This is a genomic window from Pseudomonas sp. PONIH3, from assembly GCF_002934345.1.
Taxonomy (GTDB): domain Bacteria; phylum Pseudomonadota; class Gammaproteobacteria; order Pseudomonadales; family Pseudomonadaceae; genus Aquipseudomonas; species Aquipseudomonas soli.
The window spans coordinates 4,722,608-4,741,047 of record NZ_CP026386.1 but is presented as its reverse complement, the minus strand read 5'-3'; the positions used below and the strand labels follow the sequence as shown (position 1 = coordinate 4,741,047).

Below are 18,440 nucleotides of genomic sequence, written 5' to 3'. Positions count from 1 at the left end.
GGTTGCTGCCAGCCCCTGCCGCGCAGGGAAATCAGGCTTTCAACTGGCGCAGGCCATCAGCCAACAGCCACAGGGCGCGATTCAGGCGCACATCGGAATCAATGCCCTGCACCGGGCGGGTCTGCTGGCGGCGTCCGTTGGCGCTGCGTCCAGACAAACCACCTTTGGTCAGGTTTTCCTGTACGCGGTTGAAGGTCATCCACAAGTCCGGGCGGCGGTCGTCGAACCGGCGCGGCATCAGGATTTGCGATTCGGTGATGGGTGCGGGCTTGTCCGGGTCGTCGTACTTGAGCGACAGCGCGGCGCGGGCGAACACCTCGACCTCGCCTTCGTCCAGCGTGATGGCCTGCATGGATTCACGGGATTCCAGCGCACGGTCAAAACCGTGCAGCACCTGATAGGCACCTTCGATCACTTGTCCGGCCACGTCGCCCTTATGCGGCACGCGCACATCGGCCACGGTATCGCCGCACACCAGCCCATTGCTGCACACGAAACGGAACATTCCGGCCAGCATCTGGTAGCTGCTGGTGCCATCGTGCGAGTTCAGCAGGATGATTTCGTTGGCTTCGCCTCGGGCGTTGATCTGGCTGGCATGGCGCAGCCGGATCATGTGCTTGGTGTAGTCGCACCGGTCTTCGTGGCGGGTGCGGGTCTGCGTCACCATGAAGGGCTGAAACCCTTCCTTGCGCAGTTCGGTCAGCACCGTGGCGGTGGGGATATAGGCGTAACGCTGGGAACGGCTTTCGTGGGGTGCGTCCGCAAAGATGGATGGCGCTACACGGTGAATCTGGTCATCGGACAGCGGGGAATCGCTGCGCAGTACCGGGGAACGGGAAGCGAAACGGGATGCAAGCATGGTCTTTCTCCTGACGAAAAGGGTTTGCTGTTCAAACCGCACACCGGATTCCTAGATTCGGAGCCCAGCCTTTCGGCTGTTCGGTGCGGTTGGCACGAGGAACCCGGTTGGCCCTGATGCCACCGTCTTTCCTGAGTTCATCGCCCGCGACGGTCAGGAGCCCACGGACGTGGGCCGTCAAGGAGAAAAGCGTCAGGTAGGTGCGGCCCGCAGGCGCAGCCGAGGACACGGCCTGGCGCGCCTTGATGGCACGCGGCCACGGGCTACAGTCGCGAGCAAGGTGATGGAGTCAGGAGAGACGGCTGGACATGGCAACGGCCGCCGCGATGTGCAGACCGCACGCAAGCGAAGCGCGCAGGCCCGAAGCTGGAAGCCGGGCCGTAGGCGTCAGCCGAGCGGAGCGAGGGAACGATGGAAGCCCGAAGGGGCGAGACGCCGCAGGCGGCTCGATGCGAAGCACGACAGCGCGACCGGCCATGTTTCCTGGCCGGGGACGCCCATTCAATCAGCGATGGACGTATAGACTAGATGCCCTGGATGAAATGCTACTGGTTCGCAAGGGTTTCTGCGTCTGCCCAGCCGGGCAACGGTATCGAGCAGTGCCAAGCACAGCGCCCCAGTTGGGGGCAAGGCATCGGCACCGAGCGCTCCAGAAAAAAGCGCGTCGGCCCGAAGGAAAAAGCGCTGAATGGTCGCCGCACGGTCACTGCGCTGTCATCGCCTGCAACGGCTAAAACACGCCGCGTTGAAAGATCACACATGGCTGCCTGTCTTCGATCGGCGACGGCAAACATATCTCGTTCCAGGTGCGTTAAGCGGCGTGTGCGGTACGCCTGTTTGGGATCTGCAGCCGCTTGTCTGCGAGCAAAGACGCCGCTTGTCGGAGACCGGCGCGAGAAAGCCATCGTCGGAGAGATTCTGAAGATCCAGACACGAGCCTCAATCGGTCATCGCTGCATGCCCATGCGCAGGAAACAATCCAGCAGAACGGCACCAGTGTCTAAGTGCTGCAGGGAAGACAAACGTATTGTTCAAGCGGCACATGCTATTTTCCGTCCATAGCGATCTCAAGCCGGCACAGGAACCAGTCTTTCATCAAGTTTCCAACAAGGTCTGGATCCAAGAGTGAGCCATATCCCTCTCTCCGCTCAACAGAAACCGCATTTCGCCGCTGAAAGCACTGTCGACATGAATAGATTTCAATATTCGCGCAGCCACCCTTTTGAACGCTGGCTCTTGTAAAGCATCAGATTGTGTCGCAATGAACAGTGCCTTTGCCTCCTCAATATCCCCTAAAAGCTTTACAGCTTCTGAATGCCGCAGTTTGCAAGTTGGCTCGTGATGCAAATGGTATATTTCTATCGAAATATCTGCACGCTGGCGTTGCTCGGGAATATCACTCGTGGCACAAGGCTTCCCATTCTCTTTTCTGCATCCTAAAAGCCGCCAATCCCCGACTTCGCAAGGATCGACCAGAATTGGTCGCTCGCCAGTGACAGCCCCTGGCTCATAAACTCGGCGCGCCTCGTCTAACAGAGGGAACCTATCAGCCTTTCCACCGGCAGTGTCACCCTCGATATCTTTCCGGCGAGAATTGCAGAACGTGCAGGCATACCGAAAATTCGACTGTTCAAAAGCGAGCCAGCGATAACCTCTATGCTCATTCTCAGCGTCTCTTACGCGGCCTTTCGGTCGAAAATGATCAACGGCGTTATCCGAGCGAGGAACTGAAACTTCGCAATACCAACACTTGTCATTAAAAAGATTCGCCAATCCGTCTTTCAGTTCTCTCCAGATCCGGGCATAATCATCTGGATTCGCACCATTCTCGACTGCAATTTTTGCCGCAGCCGCACGCTCCAGCCAACCATCAGGCAAACGCAATCGCGTCGAGTCAATGTACCTCACTGATCGGGCTCCTGCTTATCGCGCTGCTCGGCAAGTAGTTCCCGAATGAGTCGCTGCCCCAACTCCTCCCGCTCTTCGGACTCCATTGCTATTGACCGGTTAGCTAACTGCTCCGGATCGTCCGACTCAAACTTAGCGCGCAGTGCAGCGCTTCTCAAGCGTAGGTAGCGGGAATACTCTTCATCGGGATGGAAAAATCGAAACCCAAGTCGTTCCAATTTAGAGTTAATTTCAGATAGGGCTGCGAGCTCTTCAGGTGTCAAGTGCTCTTTACCTGCGTATGCCCTTTGCCGCTCTAGGAGCAAATGCGTCGGCTGATCAAGCGTTGAGGCGATACCAAACATATCGCTTGTTACAATTGCAGCGTAGCCCAGGCCGCGCGGGTCAAGTTCCGGGTGCACGGCGACAATGCGCGTCGATTCTGCATCCTTTGATAACTGCAGAATTTGAACCTGCTCCCGCACAAGCTCTGCAATTGCCAGCGGATTATGAGTGGTTAACAGTATATGGCTATTTTCCCGATCATCATTACTTTGACCAGCAAAGGTTCGTAGATAGTTGAAATAGTCGACGGCCCAACGTGGATTTAAGTGCGTATCGGGCTCATCCAGCAAGAAAAGACTTTCACTTTCAGCCGTAAATCTAAGCAGGCCTAAAACCGTCAATAGCTGTTGTTCGCCTTCGCTAAGTTCACGAAAGGTAACTGTCCCGTCATTCTTTTGGAGGCGCACCCGAATGCGTACTTCATCAATTAGCTGGGAAACGTGGGTGCTTTCCATGTCACGAAAAAATTCAGCCGGACGCTGCTCACCCACCAGTTTGCGGAGCGAGGCGATGTCTTTAACGTATAAATATTTGAATTGAAGTACCTTGTCGCTCCAAAGGGAAACGCGCTCACGACGGCTGAGCTCGACTGGGGCCAATGCAATATTGTAGAGGCGGTCCAGAAAAGAGGCGACGACTCCCTTAGCACGCCAAAAGCGAGGGTCTCCTTCTTTAGATGTCCAAGGGGGCTCTCGCAGTACAAATAAAACCGACTCGATCCCCTCATCTGGATCAATACCCAAGTGTTCGGCCAAAAAATTCCTTACATCATCGGACTGCTGAATAAGGAATGCCAGCAGGACAAACTGGCTATGTACTGGCATGGCATAAAACAGTCTTTTTAATCCAGGATCCTCCCCCCGCCTTAATTTTTTATCAAAATCCTCCAAGTATGGACGGAATACTTGATAGAGCCGGTCACTTTCACCTGAATAATAGGCAAATACATATCGCGGCAAATACCCGAATTTAGGATCGAAGAAACTCTTCAGCGGAATTCTTTTTCCTCGTAGGGCGGAGGTTTTCGAACTTATCTCGAAAGAGGCGTCGAATAACTCATCGCTTTTAGCCTCTGCGTCTGTTGCGACATGAATAATAAGTGAATCACGCGGCCGATCCGGGTCAGCATCAATATTGACGTGCAACGCAGTTGAACCAGAAGAAATCCTGTATTCAAGATTGAATGCAAATGCAGGTTTTCGCGCCCCTTGAATGAAGTCCCGGAAGATGGTAGCAAGCGCCTCAAGTACATTTGACTTTCCCGTGCCATTCCATCCAATTACGACCGTAATCCAATGCTGCTGATCAAAGTCGATTGAGACATTTTTTAGATTTTTGAATTGATGCGTAGGGCTGCTTTTCGGGCTACCTATGGTGATCCTATCTAGGCGCATACTTACACCGCCTTCAAACGGATGCGGTCGTAAATTTTACGTCCCTGATCGTCATTGACGGCCTCCGTCTCCAGCTTTCCGGCCAAATCCAAATCTCGCAATTCCGAATACAATCGCTCAATCTCTTCGGTAGACGCTCCGTCGCCGATTCCACAGCGCTGAAATACGTCTTGCGCAGGAAGCCAATTCTTCGCCTCTGTTAAAACCTGCTCAAGTGTTCTTTCTATCGCCATGAGTTTCTCCCGTGTCTGCCCCTGGTAGATCTGCTTTCGACTTTGAATTTTTCTGGGTTGTGCCACAAATTCTGCTTTGACACGCTCTAGCAAAGCCGACGCTGGTTCGTCACCTGCGTTTTGAGGAATCAGTTGTCCTTCAAAAGCTTTGGAGAGGAGTGCAGTGTCGAGCTTTTCCAGCAACTGAGAAGCACCACCGTGACTGGCAGCGACCCGATCTAACCACATAAAAGTGCGTTCTATCCGACGAACAATCTCTACCGCTTCCTCAAAAGGAGGAACCGGCAGTGGCAGAGCCGCTACCTTTCTTTTACTGATCGAAGCTAAATTTGTCGTCTGAGTACCTTCATCAAAAAAATATTGTTGACCACGCTCGTTAGAAAAATGAGAGACAAATTCTGGCGGCAAGGTCGCCGGTTTCATACGGATACGGAAAACGTGATTTTGGTGAATACATTCGTCAACTTCACCATTCCAGACCCACCCCCGCCCCAACTTATCACGATCACCCCCTTCGTTCATGAGCACGTCACCCTGTGCTAATAAAAGACGGGCTTTCTCTTCCGGGGTGACGAAAATCGTCTTGATCTCGTCAAGATTCAACCATCCCCTTTGAACATTGGCCACACGAAGATACGACACCTCAACTAGTTCTTCCTGTCCGCTTCTACGTTTCCCAACTTGGATTCCGCTTTGAATTTCACTGATATCGCCCAATCTTTGTATCGTCCACCCTTCGGGAAGACCAGAAGTAGTATCAGAATTACTGCCGCGAAGATTGGCTGTCAATTTTCCCGAGAAAGCTAATTCAAGCACTGCGGACTTATATGCCGCTAGTAGAGAAGGAATCTTCTTTAATTCGCTACGAGCACGCGCACTACGGGAAATCAAATTATCTATCTTGGCGACGATACGCTCTTGTTCTTGGATAGGGGGCAGCAATAAGGGGTGGCTCCTTAAATAATCTGCCGGAACTCTTTGCTGACCAACTGCGCCAGACATTACTTTTCGCGCGTTATCCCGAAAGCTCTGTTGGCGGATGAAATACCAAAGAAATTTCGGAAGAACCGCCCCTTTGCTTCGAAAGACGTGAAATTCCGTAGAGCCGAAACCTATCCCATTAGTAAGATTGGCAGCAACGGCAGCCTTTCCATTCTCCATGGAAGGCGTAATCTTCGCGAAGATCACATCATTTTCGGCAAACTGAGTGAACCCCTTATTAACTTGTCTAAGGGGGCGCCTCATCGGAGTGGCGATCGCCCCAGTTATTTCGCTAACAGCCGCCATAGGAACAAATGTTACGAACTCATCTGGCGAAAGATCGACTGATTTGCGTGGGTTAACTTCCGCCACATCTGCAATATTAACGCTCACCCATCCCTGAGGAAGCTTACTCATATGTGGCCTCCTCGAAAACTGCATTCACCTCCAGCCCGCGGCCGTCTAAATAGGCAATTCCCTGAGTCACTGCCGAAACCAAGTTCGCGGCGATCATTTGTCAGTCTCCGAGCTCTCAGCCAACTCGTCGGCAACCGCCTCTATCTCGCTCAGCGCGGCGCGTAGATGAAGTAGAATTGCCGCAGAAATGTCATCTGGTTCTGTAAGTCCATCTTCAGGATCTGCCTCCGTTTCAGAAAGCCATGAGATATTCAAATTATCGAATTTCTCGGCAATTTCTTCTCGACTAAAGCAGCGCCAGCGCCCCCCTTTACCTTGATCTTTACGTAATTTCATTGCCTCAAGATCAACGCCATATACGGCCTCGAATGAGGAGAAGTCCGCAGCCTGCAGGGGTCTTTTCTTTCCATATCTTGGGGCGTCATGGCGCATATCGTAAATCCATACGGCCCGAGTATTCCCAGTATTCTTTCGGCCACGGGTAAAGAAAAGAACATTCGTCTTCACGCCTGGACTATAGAATATCCCGGATGGCAATCTCAAAATCGTATGAAGATCGCAACGATTCATCAGATCTTGTCGAATTTTTCTTCCCACTCCGTCTTCGAATAAAGCGTTATCAGGGAGTACAACTGCTGCGCGACCACCTGGCTTAAGCCCTAAATATATATGCTGGAGAAAAGCGAGCTGCTTGTTGGTCGTGGCGTAAGCGATATCATCTCGTTGCTTTCTAGCGCTCCCAGCCTTTGATCCAAAAGGCGGATTTGCAAGAATGACGTCTGCGGGGGAGAGATCTTCTGCATCTTTTGTTAGTGCATCACCAAGAATCAGATGAGACTCAAGTCGATGGAGGAACGCATTCATGAGGCAGATGCGATACGTCCCTTTCTCAATTTCCACACCCTCATATCGTGGAGGATTACTCTTGTACTTCTTTTCACTCACTTGAGAACGCACATAGTGATCTGCTGAGATCAAGAAACCTCCGGTGCCGGTGGCCGGATCCTGTATCACTTCCCCCAATCGTGGCTGAAGTAGCTTAATCATACAATCCACCAGGGGGCGCGGCGTAAAATACTGACCCGCACCGGATCGTGCATCCTGAGAGTTCTTCGCAAGCAGCCCTTCGTAAATACCCCCCATGCCATCAAATGTTATTGAATGCCAGTCAAGCTTTGCGATTCCATCAATAACCGCCTTGAGGTTTTCTGAATGCGAGAATACGGTTGTCGGGAAGGCATAAATTTTGCGCACTGCTTCGCTTGAAGCATGCGCGCCTAGGTACGTAAGCATTTCCCGATAAAAATCTAGAAGATTATCACCCTTATAAGCGACAAGATCGCTCCATCGTCTCCCATCTGGAATGAGATTCTCCGTCTTATTTTCCTCTGCAATTTTAAGAAAAAGAAGATAAGTCAGTTCCGAAATGTATTCGTGGTAGCTAACACCATCACCTCGAAGGACATGACAAAGGTCCCATATTTTCTGTACGATACTTTCAGAATTCATAAATCCGACCTGGTAACTTTATGGCTTAAGACAGCCTGAATATATTTGAAAATTTGCTCTTGGCCGTCTTGCTTCCCCTGCCGACGCCATTGCTGCTCGATCAAGTTAACTTGTAGCCAACCCACCTCAAAATTGACTAGCCATCAGATGATGGACTGCAAGCCCTTGTCTGCAATTAAGTTGAGCAGCTTGAGCGCCGGGCCGGCCGGGCGAGTCTCGCCTTGCTCCCACTTGCGCACGGTCGATGCCGTGGTATGCAGGTGCAGCGCGAACACCGGCTGACTGAACTTCAAGCCTTCGCGCAGGCGCTTAATGTCGGCCGCGTCGAACTCCCGCACCGGCGGCGGGCAAATCGCGTCAAACTCGCGCATCGTCACCTTGCCGATGGCTCCTGCCTCGTGGAGCGCCGCCAGGTCGCCGCGCAGCGATTCAATGATCTTGCTCACAATGCACCTCCATTAACACGCCAACCTGCAATGCTTTCGACAGGGCTTCTGCAGTCAGTTCCAGAAACACCTTGCCGGCGAATTGCAGCGCCTTCTTCTCATCCTGCGTGACGTTCGCCTTGTCGCTCTTGGGGAACCCATGTAGGAACACATAGCGGCTGCCAATCCTGGCCGACAGCAGCGTGCGGTAGCCGCCGCTCTTCCCACCACCGGGACGGGCCACCCGCTTCTTGTAGAGGAAGCCGCCCAAGTCCGCATCAATCAGACCGCTTTCCATCTCCTGAACTGCCTTGCACAATGCAGCATCGGGCAGCTTCTCTCCCGCCTGCCACCGTGCAAAGTCCTTGCGCTTGAGGATGCTCTTCACATCAACCTCCAAACTATACCCGTAACGGGCATATCTTTCAATCCCTTGCCGTACCACCACGAGAGGAACGGTACGCTCGATTGTTGTGACAGCGACACGACAATCGGGACAGGCAAGGCTGGGGTACCGGCCGCCGCTCATACCGTAGCTTCCGCAGGGCACGATGCGCCCGTAATCGCCAGCCGCCGACTCGCTACCAGTTCGGCGGCATCCCGTACAGGCTTGTCCTCGGTATGAACATAGTGCATAAACATCGCCACGGTCTTGTGACCTGTGAGCTTCATGCCCACCTTGGTTGGCACGCCCGAGTTGGCAATATCAGTGGTCGCCCGGTGGCGAATGCCGTGCGTGCCAACGTGCGGCACACCAGCGGCCTTGAGCACGCGAGTCCAGCCGCCGTAGTGTTCACCGTGGGTCATGTGCCGAGTCGGATCGTTGGGCGAAGGTAGGACGTAGGGGCAGCCTTCCCGGCGCGGCGCTGTGGACAGCAGCCGATAGGCTTCCTCGCTCATGGGCTTGGAGATGCCGCCGGTCTTGCTGTCAGGCCAGACGACGCGGCGCTTCTCCAGATCAATCCAATCCCACTCCAGCGGGCAGATTTCGGAGCGGCGGGCGGCGAACTCGAACTGCAGGCGGATCGCCAGCGGGATGACGTAGTTCTCCAGTCCCTCAGATTCCAGATACTTCAGGTGACGGAAGATCCGCACCAGCTCGTCATCCACGATGAGCCGAGTTTCCTTGCCGGGCGGGTACATCGGGACGTGACGGCACGGATTCGTGCCGTCAGGGCGCAGCCCCCACACTTCGGCCAGGTTGAACATCTTGCGCAGCACGCCGAAAGTGCGGTTCGCCTCGGCTTGCTTGTAGGCCAGCTTCTTCATCAGCGCCGCCACGTCCGGGCGCTTCACATCCTGCACCTTCATCCGGCCCATGATCGGAATGATGCAGCGGTCAATCACGCCCTGATAGCCGCGCTGCGTGCTGGGCTTGTTGCGCTGTTTGGAATAGTCCTCCATGAAGGTGTGGCAAAACTCCTTCATGGTCGGTGCCTTGCGGGCGGCGTTCTTGGCCGCTGTTAATGGCCAATTAAACTGACCCACCTCTGGCCAACAATTTTGACCCACCCATAGTGGCATTGGCCACCGACCATGTAGCGTCACCCGCCTTATGCACAGGCCGGGGACAGATCATTGAAGGAGTGGGTTGTGATTCACAAGATCAAGGGGTTGTATGACCAGGGCCGAGGCCTGTCGGTCCGTGCCATCAGTCGTGAGCTGGGGATTTCCCGGAACACCGTACGCAAGTATCTCCACCTGGATGAGATGCAGATCAGCGCTACCATTGCTGACCCTTCACGCACCAAGGTGCTCGACGAGCACCGCGATTATCTGATTAATCAGTTGGGTCAGTTTCCAGCCCTGAGCGCAGTCAAGCTGGCCCGTCGCCTGAGGGAGCGCACCACCGAGCTGGCGGTGTCAGACCGGAGCATTCGCCGCTATGTGCAAGCGCTCAAGCAGCAGGTTGCCAGTGGCCAGTTGCGCTATTACGAGCCGGTCGTTGAGTCAGTGCCTGGCGTGCAGTGTCAGGTCGACCCCGGTGAGCTGCGAGGCGTCATGATTGGCGGCCTGGAGCGTGTCGTTCATTTTGTGGTGTTTGTGCTGTCCTGTTCACGGCTGATGTATGTCGGTCTGAACTTCCGGCCGCTGGATACCGAACGGTTTATCCAGATGCACGACGAGGCCTTCCGCTACTTCGGCGGCGTCACCGAGGAGTGCATCTACGATCAGACCAAGATGGTGGTGATCAACGAGCAGTACCGTGAGCTGACGCTGAACCAGCGCTTCCACCAGTATGCGACTACCGTCGGGTACCGCATCCATGCCTGCGAGGGCTATGACCCGGAGAGCAAGGGCAAGGTGGAGGCCGGGGTCAAGTACGTCAAGCGTGACTGCTTCTACGGCGAGCACTTCCAGGACGAGGCCGCCGTCCGACAGCACCTGAATGATTGGCTCGAGACTGTCGCCAACGCACGCGTGCACGGCACGACGGGGCAGCATCCAAGAGCGCATTTCGAGGCACTGGAGCGTAGTCAGCTCAAGCCCTATCTCGTCCCGCAGAACCTGCTGCACGTGGCGCCGACAAGGGAGACCCGCAAGGTCGACAAGACCGGCTTGATCTCATGGCAGGCCAACAAGTACTCGGTACCCATGGCCTGGCAGCAAGCCCGTGTCGGTGTCAGCGCACAGGACAACCAGTTGCTGATCCATGACCTGGAGAGCGGTGAACTCATAGCCACCCATGACCTGTGCAAGGCCAAGGGCCGGATGATCAAGAACAACAACCATTACCGAGACCATGCCCAGCGCATTACCGACCTGGAGCGCGGCATCGACTCGATCCTGCCCGATGCCCTTGGGGCAACCCTGTGCCAACTGCTCAAGCGTACTTCGCCGCGTATCTACAAGGATCAGCTGGTTGCTGCACGCGACCTGCTCATGGCCCATGCGCCGGTTGATACGGCGTTGCTCGGCGAGTTGTGCGAGCGCAGTGAACTGACCGCCACCGGGCTCAAGCGCTACCTCGAAGCATGGCAGCAAGCCAAGGCGCGGGGCCGGATCATCGGCGACCATGACTATGCGCCAGAGGCCGGTAGCCAGGTTAGTCACGCCGACCTGAACGCTTATGCCCGCATTGGCCAGTCGACTGGCCACGGGGTGACCCAATGAGCCTGCTCGACAGCACTATCGCGCAGTACCGAAGCCTGCGCCTCAGCGCGACCGCGGGTGAGCTGGCCACCCTGCTGGCCAGAGCCGAAGCCAATGAACTGTCCTACCTGAGCTTCGCCCAGTCACTGGTCGAGCATGAGCTTAACGCCCGCTCCAGTAGCCGCGTAAGCCGCAACCTCAAGCAGGCGCAGTTCCCCTCGGAGAAGCATCTGGAGGCCTTCGATTACCGGCACCAGACCACCATCACCAAGCGCCAGGTCAGCACCTTGCTGGACTTCAGCTTTATCGACAACCGCGACAACCTGGTGTTCATCGGACCACCGGGTGTGGGCAAGACCCACTTGGCCATTGGGATTGGCCACAAGGCGGTTCAGGCGGGCTACAAGGTGCTGTTCCGCACGGCTCTGGCGTTGGTCGAGGATCTGGAGCTGGCGGAAATGAAGGGCGAGCTGAAGAAGCGCCTTAATCAGCTGAGCAAATACGACGTGCTGATCATCGATGAGCTGGGCTACCTGCCGATGACGCGCCAAGCCCGGTACAACCTGTTCCAGTTAATCAACAACCTGTACGAGTACCGCTCGGTCATCCTGACCACCAACAAGGACTTCACCAGCTGGGGCGAGTTCTTCCATGACGACAACGTGGCCGTGCCCATCATCGACCGCGTGATCCACCATTCACACATCTTTATGCTGGGAGGTGAGAGCTATCGTTTGAAGCAGAAAACCGGCGGTTAGCGGTGAGCAAGTGGGTCAATTCTATTGGCCAAAAGTGGGTCAAAATTAATGGCCATTGACAGCCGCGCCGGGGTCGCCCCCCCTGCGCACCTCGGCCAGCCACTCCTGCGCCATCGTGCGTGCCTGATCGACCGTCAGTTCCCCGTACTGGCCCAAGGCGGGCTTGCGTCGCTCGCCGGCATTCGTGCGGTACTGGAGCATGAACACCTTGCGGCCCGCCGGGGTGATCTTGCACAGAAAGCCAGGCACCACGGTATCCCGCAGTTCGATGGCCTTGTCTTGAGGTTGCGCCGCATCGACTGCGGACTTGGTGAGCTTGATCTTCGCCATGATGACTCCTCGGAAAGCCCGGTTTCCAAGAGCCGCATGGGAGCCACGCGAGGGGAAGCCGGGTCAAGTTTCGGAAAGCACCGGCATATGTTGAACTCGCCTAAGTGATTGATAAACCTGCTGTATCGAGCCTTGGCGTAGTCCAGCGAAATGCGGTGCTGGAGTCATCGTGAAACAAAAAAAGCGCCTGCGATGAAGACTGGGCGCTGTTGCGCCTTTCGATTCCGACCGGCCAAGGTCGCGTCGCCGATGCTTCGGCGACGGAGGGAATTTATGCCTTGGAGGCTGCTAATGCAAGCTTAGGAAGGCTGGAAAAAGGCGATGGATGCTGCGGGAAACCGCCTACAAACTCAAGGACACGTAAACGCCACCCAAAGGGCCGGTTCGGCGCCGCTGAACGAAGCTTGATTGAGGTTTACGAAGAACAGTACGGAGACAGGAATCGAATACACCGAAAAAAACCAAGTAAAAGCTGGAGTCAAGGATAGAATCCAAGCATACGTATCCCTAAATGTATCCCTAAAAAAATTTCCACCCTCGCGCCCTCCGTCTCATAGTCCTAAAATCTGCCAATGACTCCCCTACCGGACAGACTGCTGGGGCATTAACCTACCCCGATAAATCCTCCCTTACCCAACATGGACGACAGGTGTAATGCGTTACAGCAAAGAGAAGCTAGTTGAAGATGCAAAATTTGTGGTTTCAGAGTGCATCCGCTTTCAGGAGCTGGTAAATCTAGGAAGCTTCAAAACGATCGAGCGAATCGACCATATGGCATCATTGCCTCATCCTAAGGGTTATGGAGAGATGATCTGCGGAGCTGCCGCCGCGAAGATAATTACTCGTTTTGCTCAGGAGGCAGCAGAACGAGGCGGCTTATCGAAGCGAGTGACTTTGGATAACGTACGGAAGAAACTAGCGGAATTATTTGTACTTCGATTCTTCAAAGAAAAGCGAGATATTGACACCAAACAAATTGATCGCTTATTCAACTCCACAGTCAAAGCCTCAAAAACCTTCGTAGAGAGCATCACTCACTTAATCCCTTGCCACCTTATGAATTCAAAGGAACCTGAATCATTCACTCTTGGCCCGGTCAAATTCCACAACCGACTAAGCATAACTCGAAAAATCTTAAGTAACCGCACCACTAATACATGTTCGAAAGATACGGATCAAGGTAGGCACGAACGCTACCTGCTGGTGAAAGCAATTCGGTATTACCGCAATTTCCGCTGGGTAGCGGAGGTAACCATTTCAGAATGCGACCGCCCGACTTCAGGCAGAGTCGCAGAGGAAGCTGTTACATCAGCCCTTAATTGCCTCCACCTTTTATTGGGCGTCGCAAACTCGAGCCGAATGCAACTAGGCGGACTTGACGTAAAAGGGGATAGTCGGGCAAAACTAAGCATCGGTAAAAACGGCGTGCTCGATCCTTCGTTATCCTTCGCATACATGGGCGAGGTTACATACCGGGACGGCTGGTCTGAAATGCTGTCAACGCCACGTACGCTTTATTGGAAAAACATATTTGACGTGGCCCTTGAGGTCACGACTGATCCGGACTGCGACCGTCCTATCAGCAGGAGGTTTATCGATGCCGCACAATGGTTTGGCGAGGCAGCGCGAGACACTAGCCAGGCAACTAAAATTGTCAAATATGTTACCTCTCTTGAAAGAATGCTGATGACTGAAGAACGAGACGATATATCCTCGCTCGTTTCGCAACGAGTAGCCGCTTTATGTTTTTCCCCTGAGGTGAGACGGGAAAAGTGGCTGAATAGAACTAAGGCAGCTTACGACCTTAGATCGCGTTTAGTTCACGGATCTATATCACCAGCGGCACTGGATCTAGACGAGGGTGCATTTAATGCCGGCCAGGTCGCCGAAATGGCATTAACAAGAGCGATAGAAGCATTTGGAGTAGAAGGTCTACGTCACGGGCGGCTCAAATCTGACCAGTTAGCCAAGTGGTTTGGTGCGTATATGAAGTGGGCCGACAAAAACGAAGAGGCGATGCTAGCTCAGATCACCAGAAACTCTGACGGTGCTGAACCATCGTGATTGTGGCTTTATTCAATGACATCGCTATCTTGTTAGCGGGCGAGTAACCATACCCCAAAATCATCGCCCGTGGGCAAGCCACTGATTTTTACCGATCAGGTGAGGAAGGGAGGTAGTGTTTAAGAAGCTGCACAATTCACCCGGTTCACCGGGTTAACCAGTTCACTAAGCTGGGAATCCGGTCGCTAACAAAGTCCTGCGGGTTTCCTGCCCCGTATCTAGTCGCATCTCTCAGGGGCCCCGGCGGCGCCCAGGGTCGGAAAGTGAGTCCTTGCTTCAGCCGCTGAAGGCACGAGCAAATAGGGGCTTGGGGTCGCTTAATAACCGCCATTCTAGGAGTCGTGTAACAGATGTACTGGGTGTAACGACGGCACACAACCCATTGATCTTAAAGGTTTAAAGGTGGTACACCTTCATGTACTCGCTCTGCTCTGATTAGTGTAACAACAGACCTGGTGTAACCATGGCTATCCGCTATCGACCCATTGCGGACATCCGCCTAGGGCTGCAATCGGCCAGAAGCTGCCCCTGAGAAAACTGACTAATTCCTCGTCACGAGCACAGCCGCTCGACCCAAACAGCCCATGGACACGCTGCTACCGACTTTGTAATCTCTGCTCAAACCATGTCGCTTTTTCTTCCTGCTTCATGTTGCGTTTCCACCGAGCCACGCATGCCGCTGAAGGATTTTTCATGGGAAAATATCGTTTCAGACGCAAGTGGCGGAAAATATTTCGCCGCTTGTGGCGTTTACTTATAGTTGGCGTCTGGAGAGAAATTTGGCTAATACGATTCCAAACTCAGTTATAGGAGCAGTCGCTTCCGTCATTGGGGCTTACCACTTCAGCCATTCGACGCTGAACTCTCTATTTATGGAAAGCGGAGCGCCCGGTGACGTCCCTGTCGGGAACTGCGAGACGAAATGTTCCCTCTGGCTAAAGCGCTGCAACGAAGATCCGTCAGTGGATGCCTTGGTAGTACTTGGCCAAGTCATACAAAAATACATGGATCAAGAACCCAACGACTGGCGTCCGGAAATCGCTATCGGCCAGAAAAGAATCCGTGAAAGTCTAGCGAAGAATCAGCTCACATATCAGCTAAACGGATACGTAGGGCTTGCTGGAGTAAGTCTTGCTGCTAGAACACTAGCTGACTTCCTCCGGGCTGGCGATTTTGCCTCTGTTGAGGCGGAATTCGAGCGAGCAATCGGTCAACTTGAGCGTGATCCCCATGCGGCTATCACAGCGGCCTGTTCAATCATTGAGGCGACTTGCAAGACCTACATTGAGACGTTTGCTCTAGATATGCCGACCAACCAGACAGTCACGCCGCTTTGGCGCACTGTTCAGAGTCACTTGGGCCTTAACCTGGATCCAACGCTCCGAGATGACCAGAAGAGAATTCTTCAAGGGCTGGCTTCCATCGTGGATGGCGTTGGCGCGTATCGAACGTATATTGGTTCAGCACATGGGCGTGGCGTAAGGCCGCCGTCACTAGCTGTATCCGAGGCACGCCTCGCGGTGAACGCATCGCACTCGTTGGTCATATTCATCATGGAGCGTTGGCACTCAGCGCAGACGCCCAACCATTTGTTCTAGCGGACTGCCTTCGGCAGCCGCTTAGCTCAATATTTTTAGGCCTTATCAGTTTAAGAGTAACCAATGAGCGATTATCAAGATTTATGTGCGATGTACGGCAGAAGTCCAAGTGACCCAGACTTTATCGATGACTTAATTGATGGATTTTCGAGAGAACCCACCCTCGAACAGGAAGATTATGAGTGGTATGAAGAAAATGAGAACAGAAAGCACTATCAGCTACTAGTAGATCAGCTAGAGAGTATTGACATTATTCGAGAACTAGATGTTCCCGAGCAAGCACGATTTAGCTTTTTAGTTATGATTCACGCTCATGTGGTTTCTACCATTGAAGGGTATTTAGCTGGTGTATTTATCCATCAGGTTTGTAATTCTGAAGAGCTTACTAGAAAACTTGTCGAAAGTGATCCGGAGTTCTCCAAACGTAAATTTACCTTGCGTGAAATATATCAAGAAAAAGAAACTTTAAAAGTAACCGTCGCCAGATACCTAAAAGATCTGATATTCCATGACCTAAAAAAAATAAAGCCAATGTACGAAACGGTTTTAAATCACAAATTTTCAGATCTCTCTTGGTTGTTTAAAGCCGTAGAGATTCGGCACCACTGTGTACATCGTGCCGGCTACAATAAGGATGGTGAAAAAGTAGAAATTTCAGTTGAATCCATCGCTGACTTGCTAGATCACGCAACCGATTTAGCGGGTGAAATTGATTCCACAGTTGAAACTGCGCATTCCTACTGATAACAACAGGCTCAAGTAGTTTGCTCTGCTCACTTGGACGTTCGCAAGCTACGCTCGCGGCCGTCCTTTAACCAAATGGTAGGCACTGACTGCTTGTGGCCGATTGCTGCCCTTCGTGAAGGGCAGCTTTGGGTCGTAAGCAGCTATTCGCGAGTGCCCGCTTATGACCATAGCTGGCTTTCGCTCAGGACGGCTAACGGTAGGTAGCTGCCATTCGCAGAAGCGCCTACCAATTAATATGAAGTACCCTTGACCAGATGAAGCAATCTCGGTCATGTAGATAAAGAAAGTAATTGTAAATAATCGAGATCAGAAATGGAAAGTAATTCGAAAAGCGATACAGCTAAGGATTTAGTGGAAGAGTTTCATGAGGCTTGCGGGGAGTATTTATTCTGCTTGATGTTTGCCTCTAAGGGAATAGAAAATAATGGTGACCTTATAGCTAAGGAAAAGGCGAAGCCGGGTCAAAAAATTTGGATAGCATCTGATACGGAATCCGACCCAAAATATCATGCAAGAATGGATATTTCGATGTTTATCGAAAAATCAAAGAAGAATGGTTTCTTTGTTAGCGAAGTTTGCAAATCGTTATTATGTACGGCGGTTGCAGGAGCTGAGTGCAACACGGTCATTGAATTGAAACTGGAGCATCATGCCGCATAGCCATGGCCTTCTGCATCACCTCGCCCATAACTTCGATTGGGCATTTGAAGTCGAAGCGCTTACGCGGACGCATGTTCAGTTGCAGTGCGATGGCATTCAGTTCTTCCTGGCTGTGTACCGACAGGTCTGTGCCTTTGGGCAGGTACTGGCGGATCAGGCCATTGATGTTTTCGTTGCTACCGCGCTGCCAAGGGCTGTGCGGGTCGCAGAAGTAGATCGCCACGCCGGTTCTTTGGGTGATCTCGGCGTGTCGCGCCATCTCCCGGCCCTGGTCGTAAGTCATGCTCTTTCGCATCTCCAGCGGCATGCCATTGAGCGCGGCGCTGAAGCCTTCCAGCGCCGAAGTCGCCGTCGCGTCGTTCATCTTTACCAGCATCAGGTAGCCACTGGTGCGTTCCACCAGCGTACCGACGGACGAGGCGTTGGCCTTACCCTTGATGAGGTCGCCTTCCCAATGCCCCGGCATCTGCCTGTCTTCAATCTCCGGCGGGCGCACATGAATACTGACCATCTCGGGGATCTGGCCGCGCCGATCCACACCACCAGAGCGCGGTCGGCGTGTCGTCTTGCTTTGCCGCAGGCAGATGATCAGCTCCTTGCGCAGTTCACCGACCGGCAGGGCATAGATCGCGTTATAGATCGTCTCGCGACAGACGTAGGCATCTCTGAGGCTGGGAATGTTCATGCTGCGCAGCTTGCCGGCAATCTGCTCGGGAGACAAACGCTCACGGAGCATATGCGCCACCAACTCGAAGCGCTCACCACCCGGCAACAGCTTTCGCTTCGGTCGACACACCTGGCGGCGAGCCTGCATCTGCTGCTGGGCCGCGTGGGCCGAGTAGCCGCCACAGACATCTCGATTGCGGCGCAGCTCCCGGCTGATGGTCGAAGGGGATCGGTTGATCAAGCAGGCAATCCTACGCAGGCTGAAGCCTTGAGTACGACCGATTTGAATGGTGGCGCGCTCTTCAACGCTGAGTTCGGTATAAGACATAGTGGCAGCACCGTACCGGAAAGGTCAGGTGTTGCACTCAGTTTTTGCCGCCGCCTACCATTTATTCGCTGTGGGACGAAACGTATAGGCATAAAATAGCCAAAGCAGCTGGGGTTGAAGCTAGCACTCTGACTGCTCCGTTGATG

The 18,440-nt window shown here is 53.5% G+C and carries 14 protein-coding genes and 2 pseudogenes; 6 read left to right on the top strand and 10 right to left on the bottom strand.

What is annotated here, in order from left to right; genetic code table 11:
- Positions 1–31 precede the first annotated feature (31 nt).
- The 8 genes and pseudogenes from C3F42_RS21995 to C3F42_RS21965 all read right to left on the bottom strand — a co-directional run.
- Complete coding sequence (locus C3F42_RS21995; RefSeq protein ID WP_064314573.1) at positions 32–859, bottom strand: DUF932 domain-containing protein; 828 nt, start codon at positions 857–859, stop codon at positions 32–34.
- Positions 860–1,954: 1,095 nt separating this feature from the next.
- Positions 1,955–2,767, bottom strand: a complete 813-nt coding sequence (locus C3F42_RS29455) for an HNH endonuclease (RefSeq protein ID WP_124207739.1) — start codon at positions 2,765–2,767, stop codon at positions 1,955–1,957.
- A complete protein-coding gene (locus C3F42_RS21990) occupies positions 2,764–4,485 on the bottom strand; it encodes an ATP-binding protein (RefSeq protein ID WP_023049540.1) in 1,722 nt (573 codons plus the stop codon). The genes C3F42_RS29455 and C3F42_RS21990 overlap by 4 nt, the downstream gene beginning before the upstream one ends.
- Before the next feature lie 2 nt (positions 4,486–4,487).
- On the bottom strand, positions 4,488–6,116 hold the full coding sequence (locus C3F42_RS21985) for a restriction endonuclease subunit S (protein WP_003462989.1): 1,629 nt from the start codon (positions 6,114–6,116) through the stop codon (positions 4,488–4,490).
- Positions 6,117–6,209: 93 nt separating this feature from the next.
- Positions 6,210–7,625 (bottom strand): N-6 DNA methylase, encoded by a 1,416-nt coding sequence (locus C3F42_RS21980; protein WP_003462990.1) that lies wholly within the window; start codon positions 7,623–7,625, stop codon positions 6,210–6,212.
- A gap of 143 nt (positions 7,626–7,768) precedes the next feature.
- Complete coding sequence (locus C3F42_RS21975) at positions 7,769–8,071, bottom strand: DNA-binding transcriptional regulator (protein WP_003462991.1); 303 nt, start codon at positions 8,069–8,071, stop codon at positions 7,769–7,771.
- Positions 8,055–8,438, bottom strand: coding sequence for a type II toxin-antitoxin system RelE/ParE family toxin (locus C3F42_RS21970; RefSeq protein ID WP_003462995.1), 384 nt, complete (start codon positions 8,436–8,438; stop codon positions 8,055–8,057). The genes C3F42_RS21975 and C3F42_RS21970 overlap by 17 nt, the downstream gene beginning before the upstream one ends.
- Before the next feature lie 137 nt (positions 8,439–8,575).
- Positions 8,576–9,511 (bottom strand): annotated as a pseudogene (locus C3F42_RS21965) (tyrosine-type recombinase/integrase); the annotation flags it as partial.
- Between the two features lie 132 nt (positions 9,512–9,643).
- Here C3F42_RS21965 and istA point away from each other — a divergent pair.
- Together istA and istB are read left to right on the top strand one after the other, a co-directional pair.
- A complete protein-coding gene (istA, locus tag C3F42_RS21960) occupies positions 9,644–11,164 on the top strand; it encodes an IS21 family transposase (protein WP_081273177.1) in 1,521 nt (506 codons plus the stop codon).
- The gene (istB, locus tag C3F42_RS21955; RefSeq protein WP_064491510.1) at positions 11,161–11,901 is read left to right on the top strand and encodes an IS21-like element helper ATPase IstB; all 741 of its coding nucleotides are present in this window, start codon (positions 11,161–11,163) and stop codon (positions 11,899–11,901) included. Before istA ends, istB begins: the two co-directional genes overlap by 4 nt.
- Before the next feature lie 60 nt (positions 11,902–11,961).
- Here istB and C3F42_RS21950 read toward each other — a convergent pair.
- Positions 11,962–12,231 (bottom strand): annotated as a pseudogene (locus tag C3F42_RS21950) (Arm DNA-binding domain-containing protein); the annotation flags it as partial.
- A gap of 654 nt (positions 12,232–12,885) precedes the next feature.
- On the opposite strand from C3F42_RS21950, the gene C3F42_RS29450 reads away from it, so the two are divergent.
- From C3F42_RS29450 to C3F42_RS29440, 4 genes are all read left to right on the top strand, one after another.
- The gene (locus C3F42_RS29450; protein WP_158659583.1) at positions 12,886–14,295 is read left to right on the top strand and encodes a HEPN domain-containing protein; all 1,410 of its coding nucleotides are present in this window, start codon (positions 12,886–12,888) and stop codon (positions 14,293–14,295) included.
- A gap of 779 nt (positions 14,296–15,074) precedes the next feature.
- Positions 15,075–15,893 (top strand): abortive infection family protein, encoded by an 819-nt coding sequence (locus tag C3F42_RS21945; protein ID WP_104444905.1) that lies wholly within the window; start codon positions 15,075–15,077, stop codon positions 15,891–15,893.
- Between the two features lie 63 nt (positions 15,894–15,956).
- Positions 15,957–16,637, top strand: a complete 681-nt coding sequence (locus tag C3F42_RS29445) for a hypothetical protein (RefSeq protein WP_158659582.1) — start codon at positions 15,957–15,959, stop codon at positions 16,635–16,637.
- Between the two features lie 315 nt (positions 16,638–16,952).
- The gene (locus tag C3F42_RS29440; protein WP_158659581.1) at positions 16,953–17,300 is read left to right on the top strand and encodes a hypothetical protein; all 348 of its coding nucleotides are present in this window, start codon (positions 16,953–16,955) and stop codon (positions 17,298–17,300) included.
- On the opposite strand, the gene C3F42_RS21940 is transcribed toward C3F42_RS29440, so the two are convergent.
- Complete coding sequence (locus C3F42_RS21940) at positions 17,266–18,294, bottom strand: IS30 family transposase (RefSeq protein WP_100774681.1); 1,029 nt, start codon at positions 18,292–18,294, stop codon at positions 17,266–17,268. The two genes, C3F42_RS29440 and C3F42_RS21940, sit on opposite strands and share 35 nt — an antisense overlap.
- Between the last annotated feature and the right edge of the window lie 146 nt (positions 18,295–18,440).

Excerpts from the sequence above, each read along its gene's own strand:
- C3F42_RS29445 (WP_158659582.1), top strand. The coding sequence starts at position 15,957 with ATGAGCGATTATCAAGATTTATGTGCGATGTACGGCAGAAGTCCAAGT.
- C3F42_RS21940 (WP_100774681.1), bottom strand. The coding sequence starts at position 18,294 with ATGTCTTATACCGAACTCAGCGTTGAAGAGCGCGCCACCATTCAAATC.
- C3F42_RS29450 (WP_158659583.1), top strand. The coding sequence starts at position 12,886 with ATGCGTTACAGCAAAGAGAAGCTAGTTGAAGATGCAAAATTTGTGGTT.
- C3F42_RS21990 (WP_023049540.1), bottom strand. The coding sequence starts at position 4,485 with ATGCGCCTAGATAGGATCACCATAGGTAGCCCGAAAAGCAGCCCTACG.
- C3F42_RS21985 (WP_003462989.1), bottom strand. The coding sequence starts at position 6,116 with ATGAGTAAGCTTCCTCAGGGATGGGTGAGCGTTAATATTGCAGATGTG.
- C3F42_RS21980 (WP_003462990.1), bottom strand. The coding sequence starts at position 7,625 with ATGAATTCTGAAAGTATCGTACAGAAAATATGGGACCTTTGTCATGTC.
- C3F42_RS29440 (WP_158659581.1), top strand. The coding sequence starts at position 16,953 with ATGGAAAGTAATTCGAAAAGCGATACAGCTAAGGATTTAGTGGAAGAG.
- istB (WP_064491510.1), top strand. The coding sequence starts at position 11,161 with ATGAGCCTGCTCGACAGCACTATCGCGCAGTACCGAAGCCTGCGCCTC.
- C3F42_RS21995 (WP_064314573.1), bottom strand. The coding sequence starts at position 859 with ATGCTTGCATCCCGTTTCGCTTCCCGTTCCCCGGTACTGCGCAGCGAT.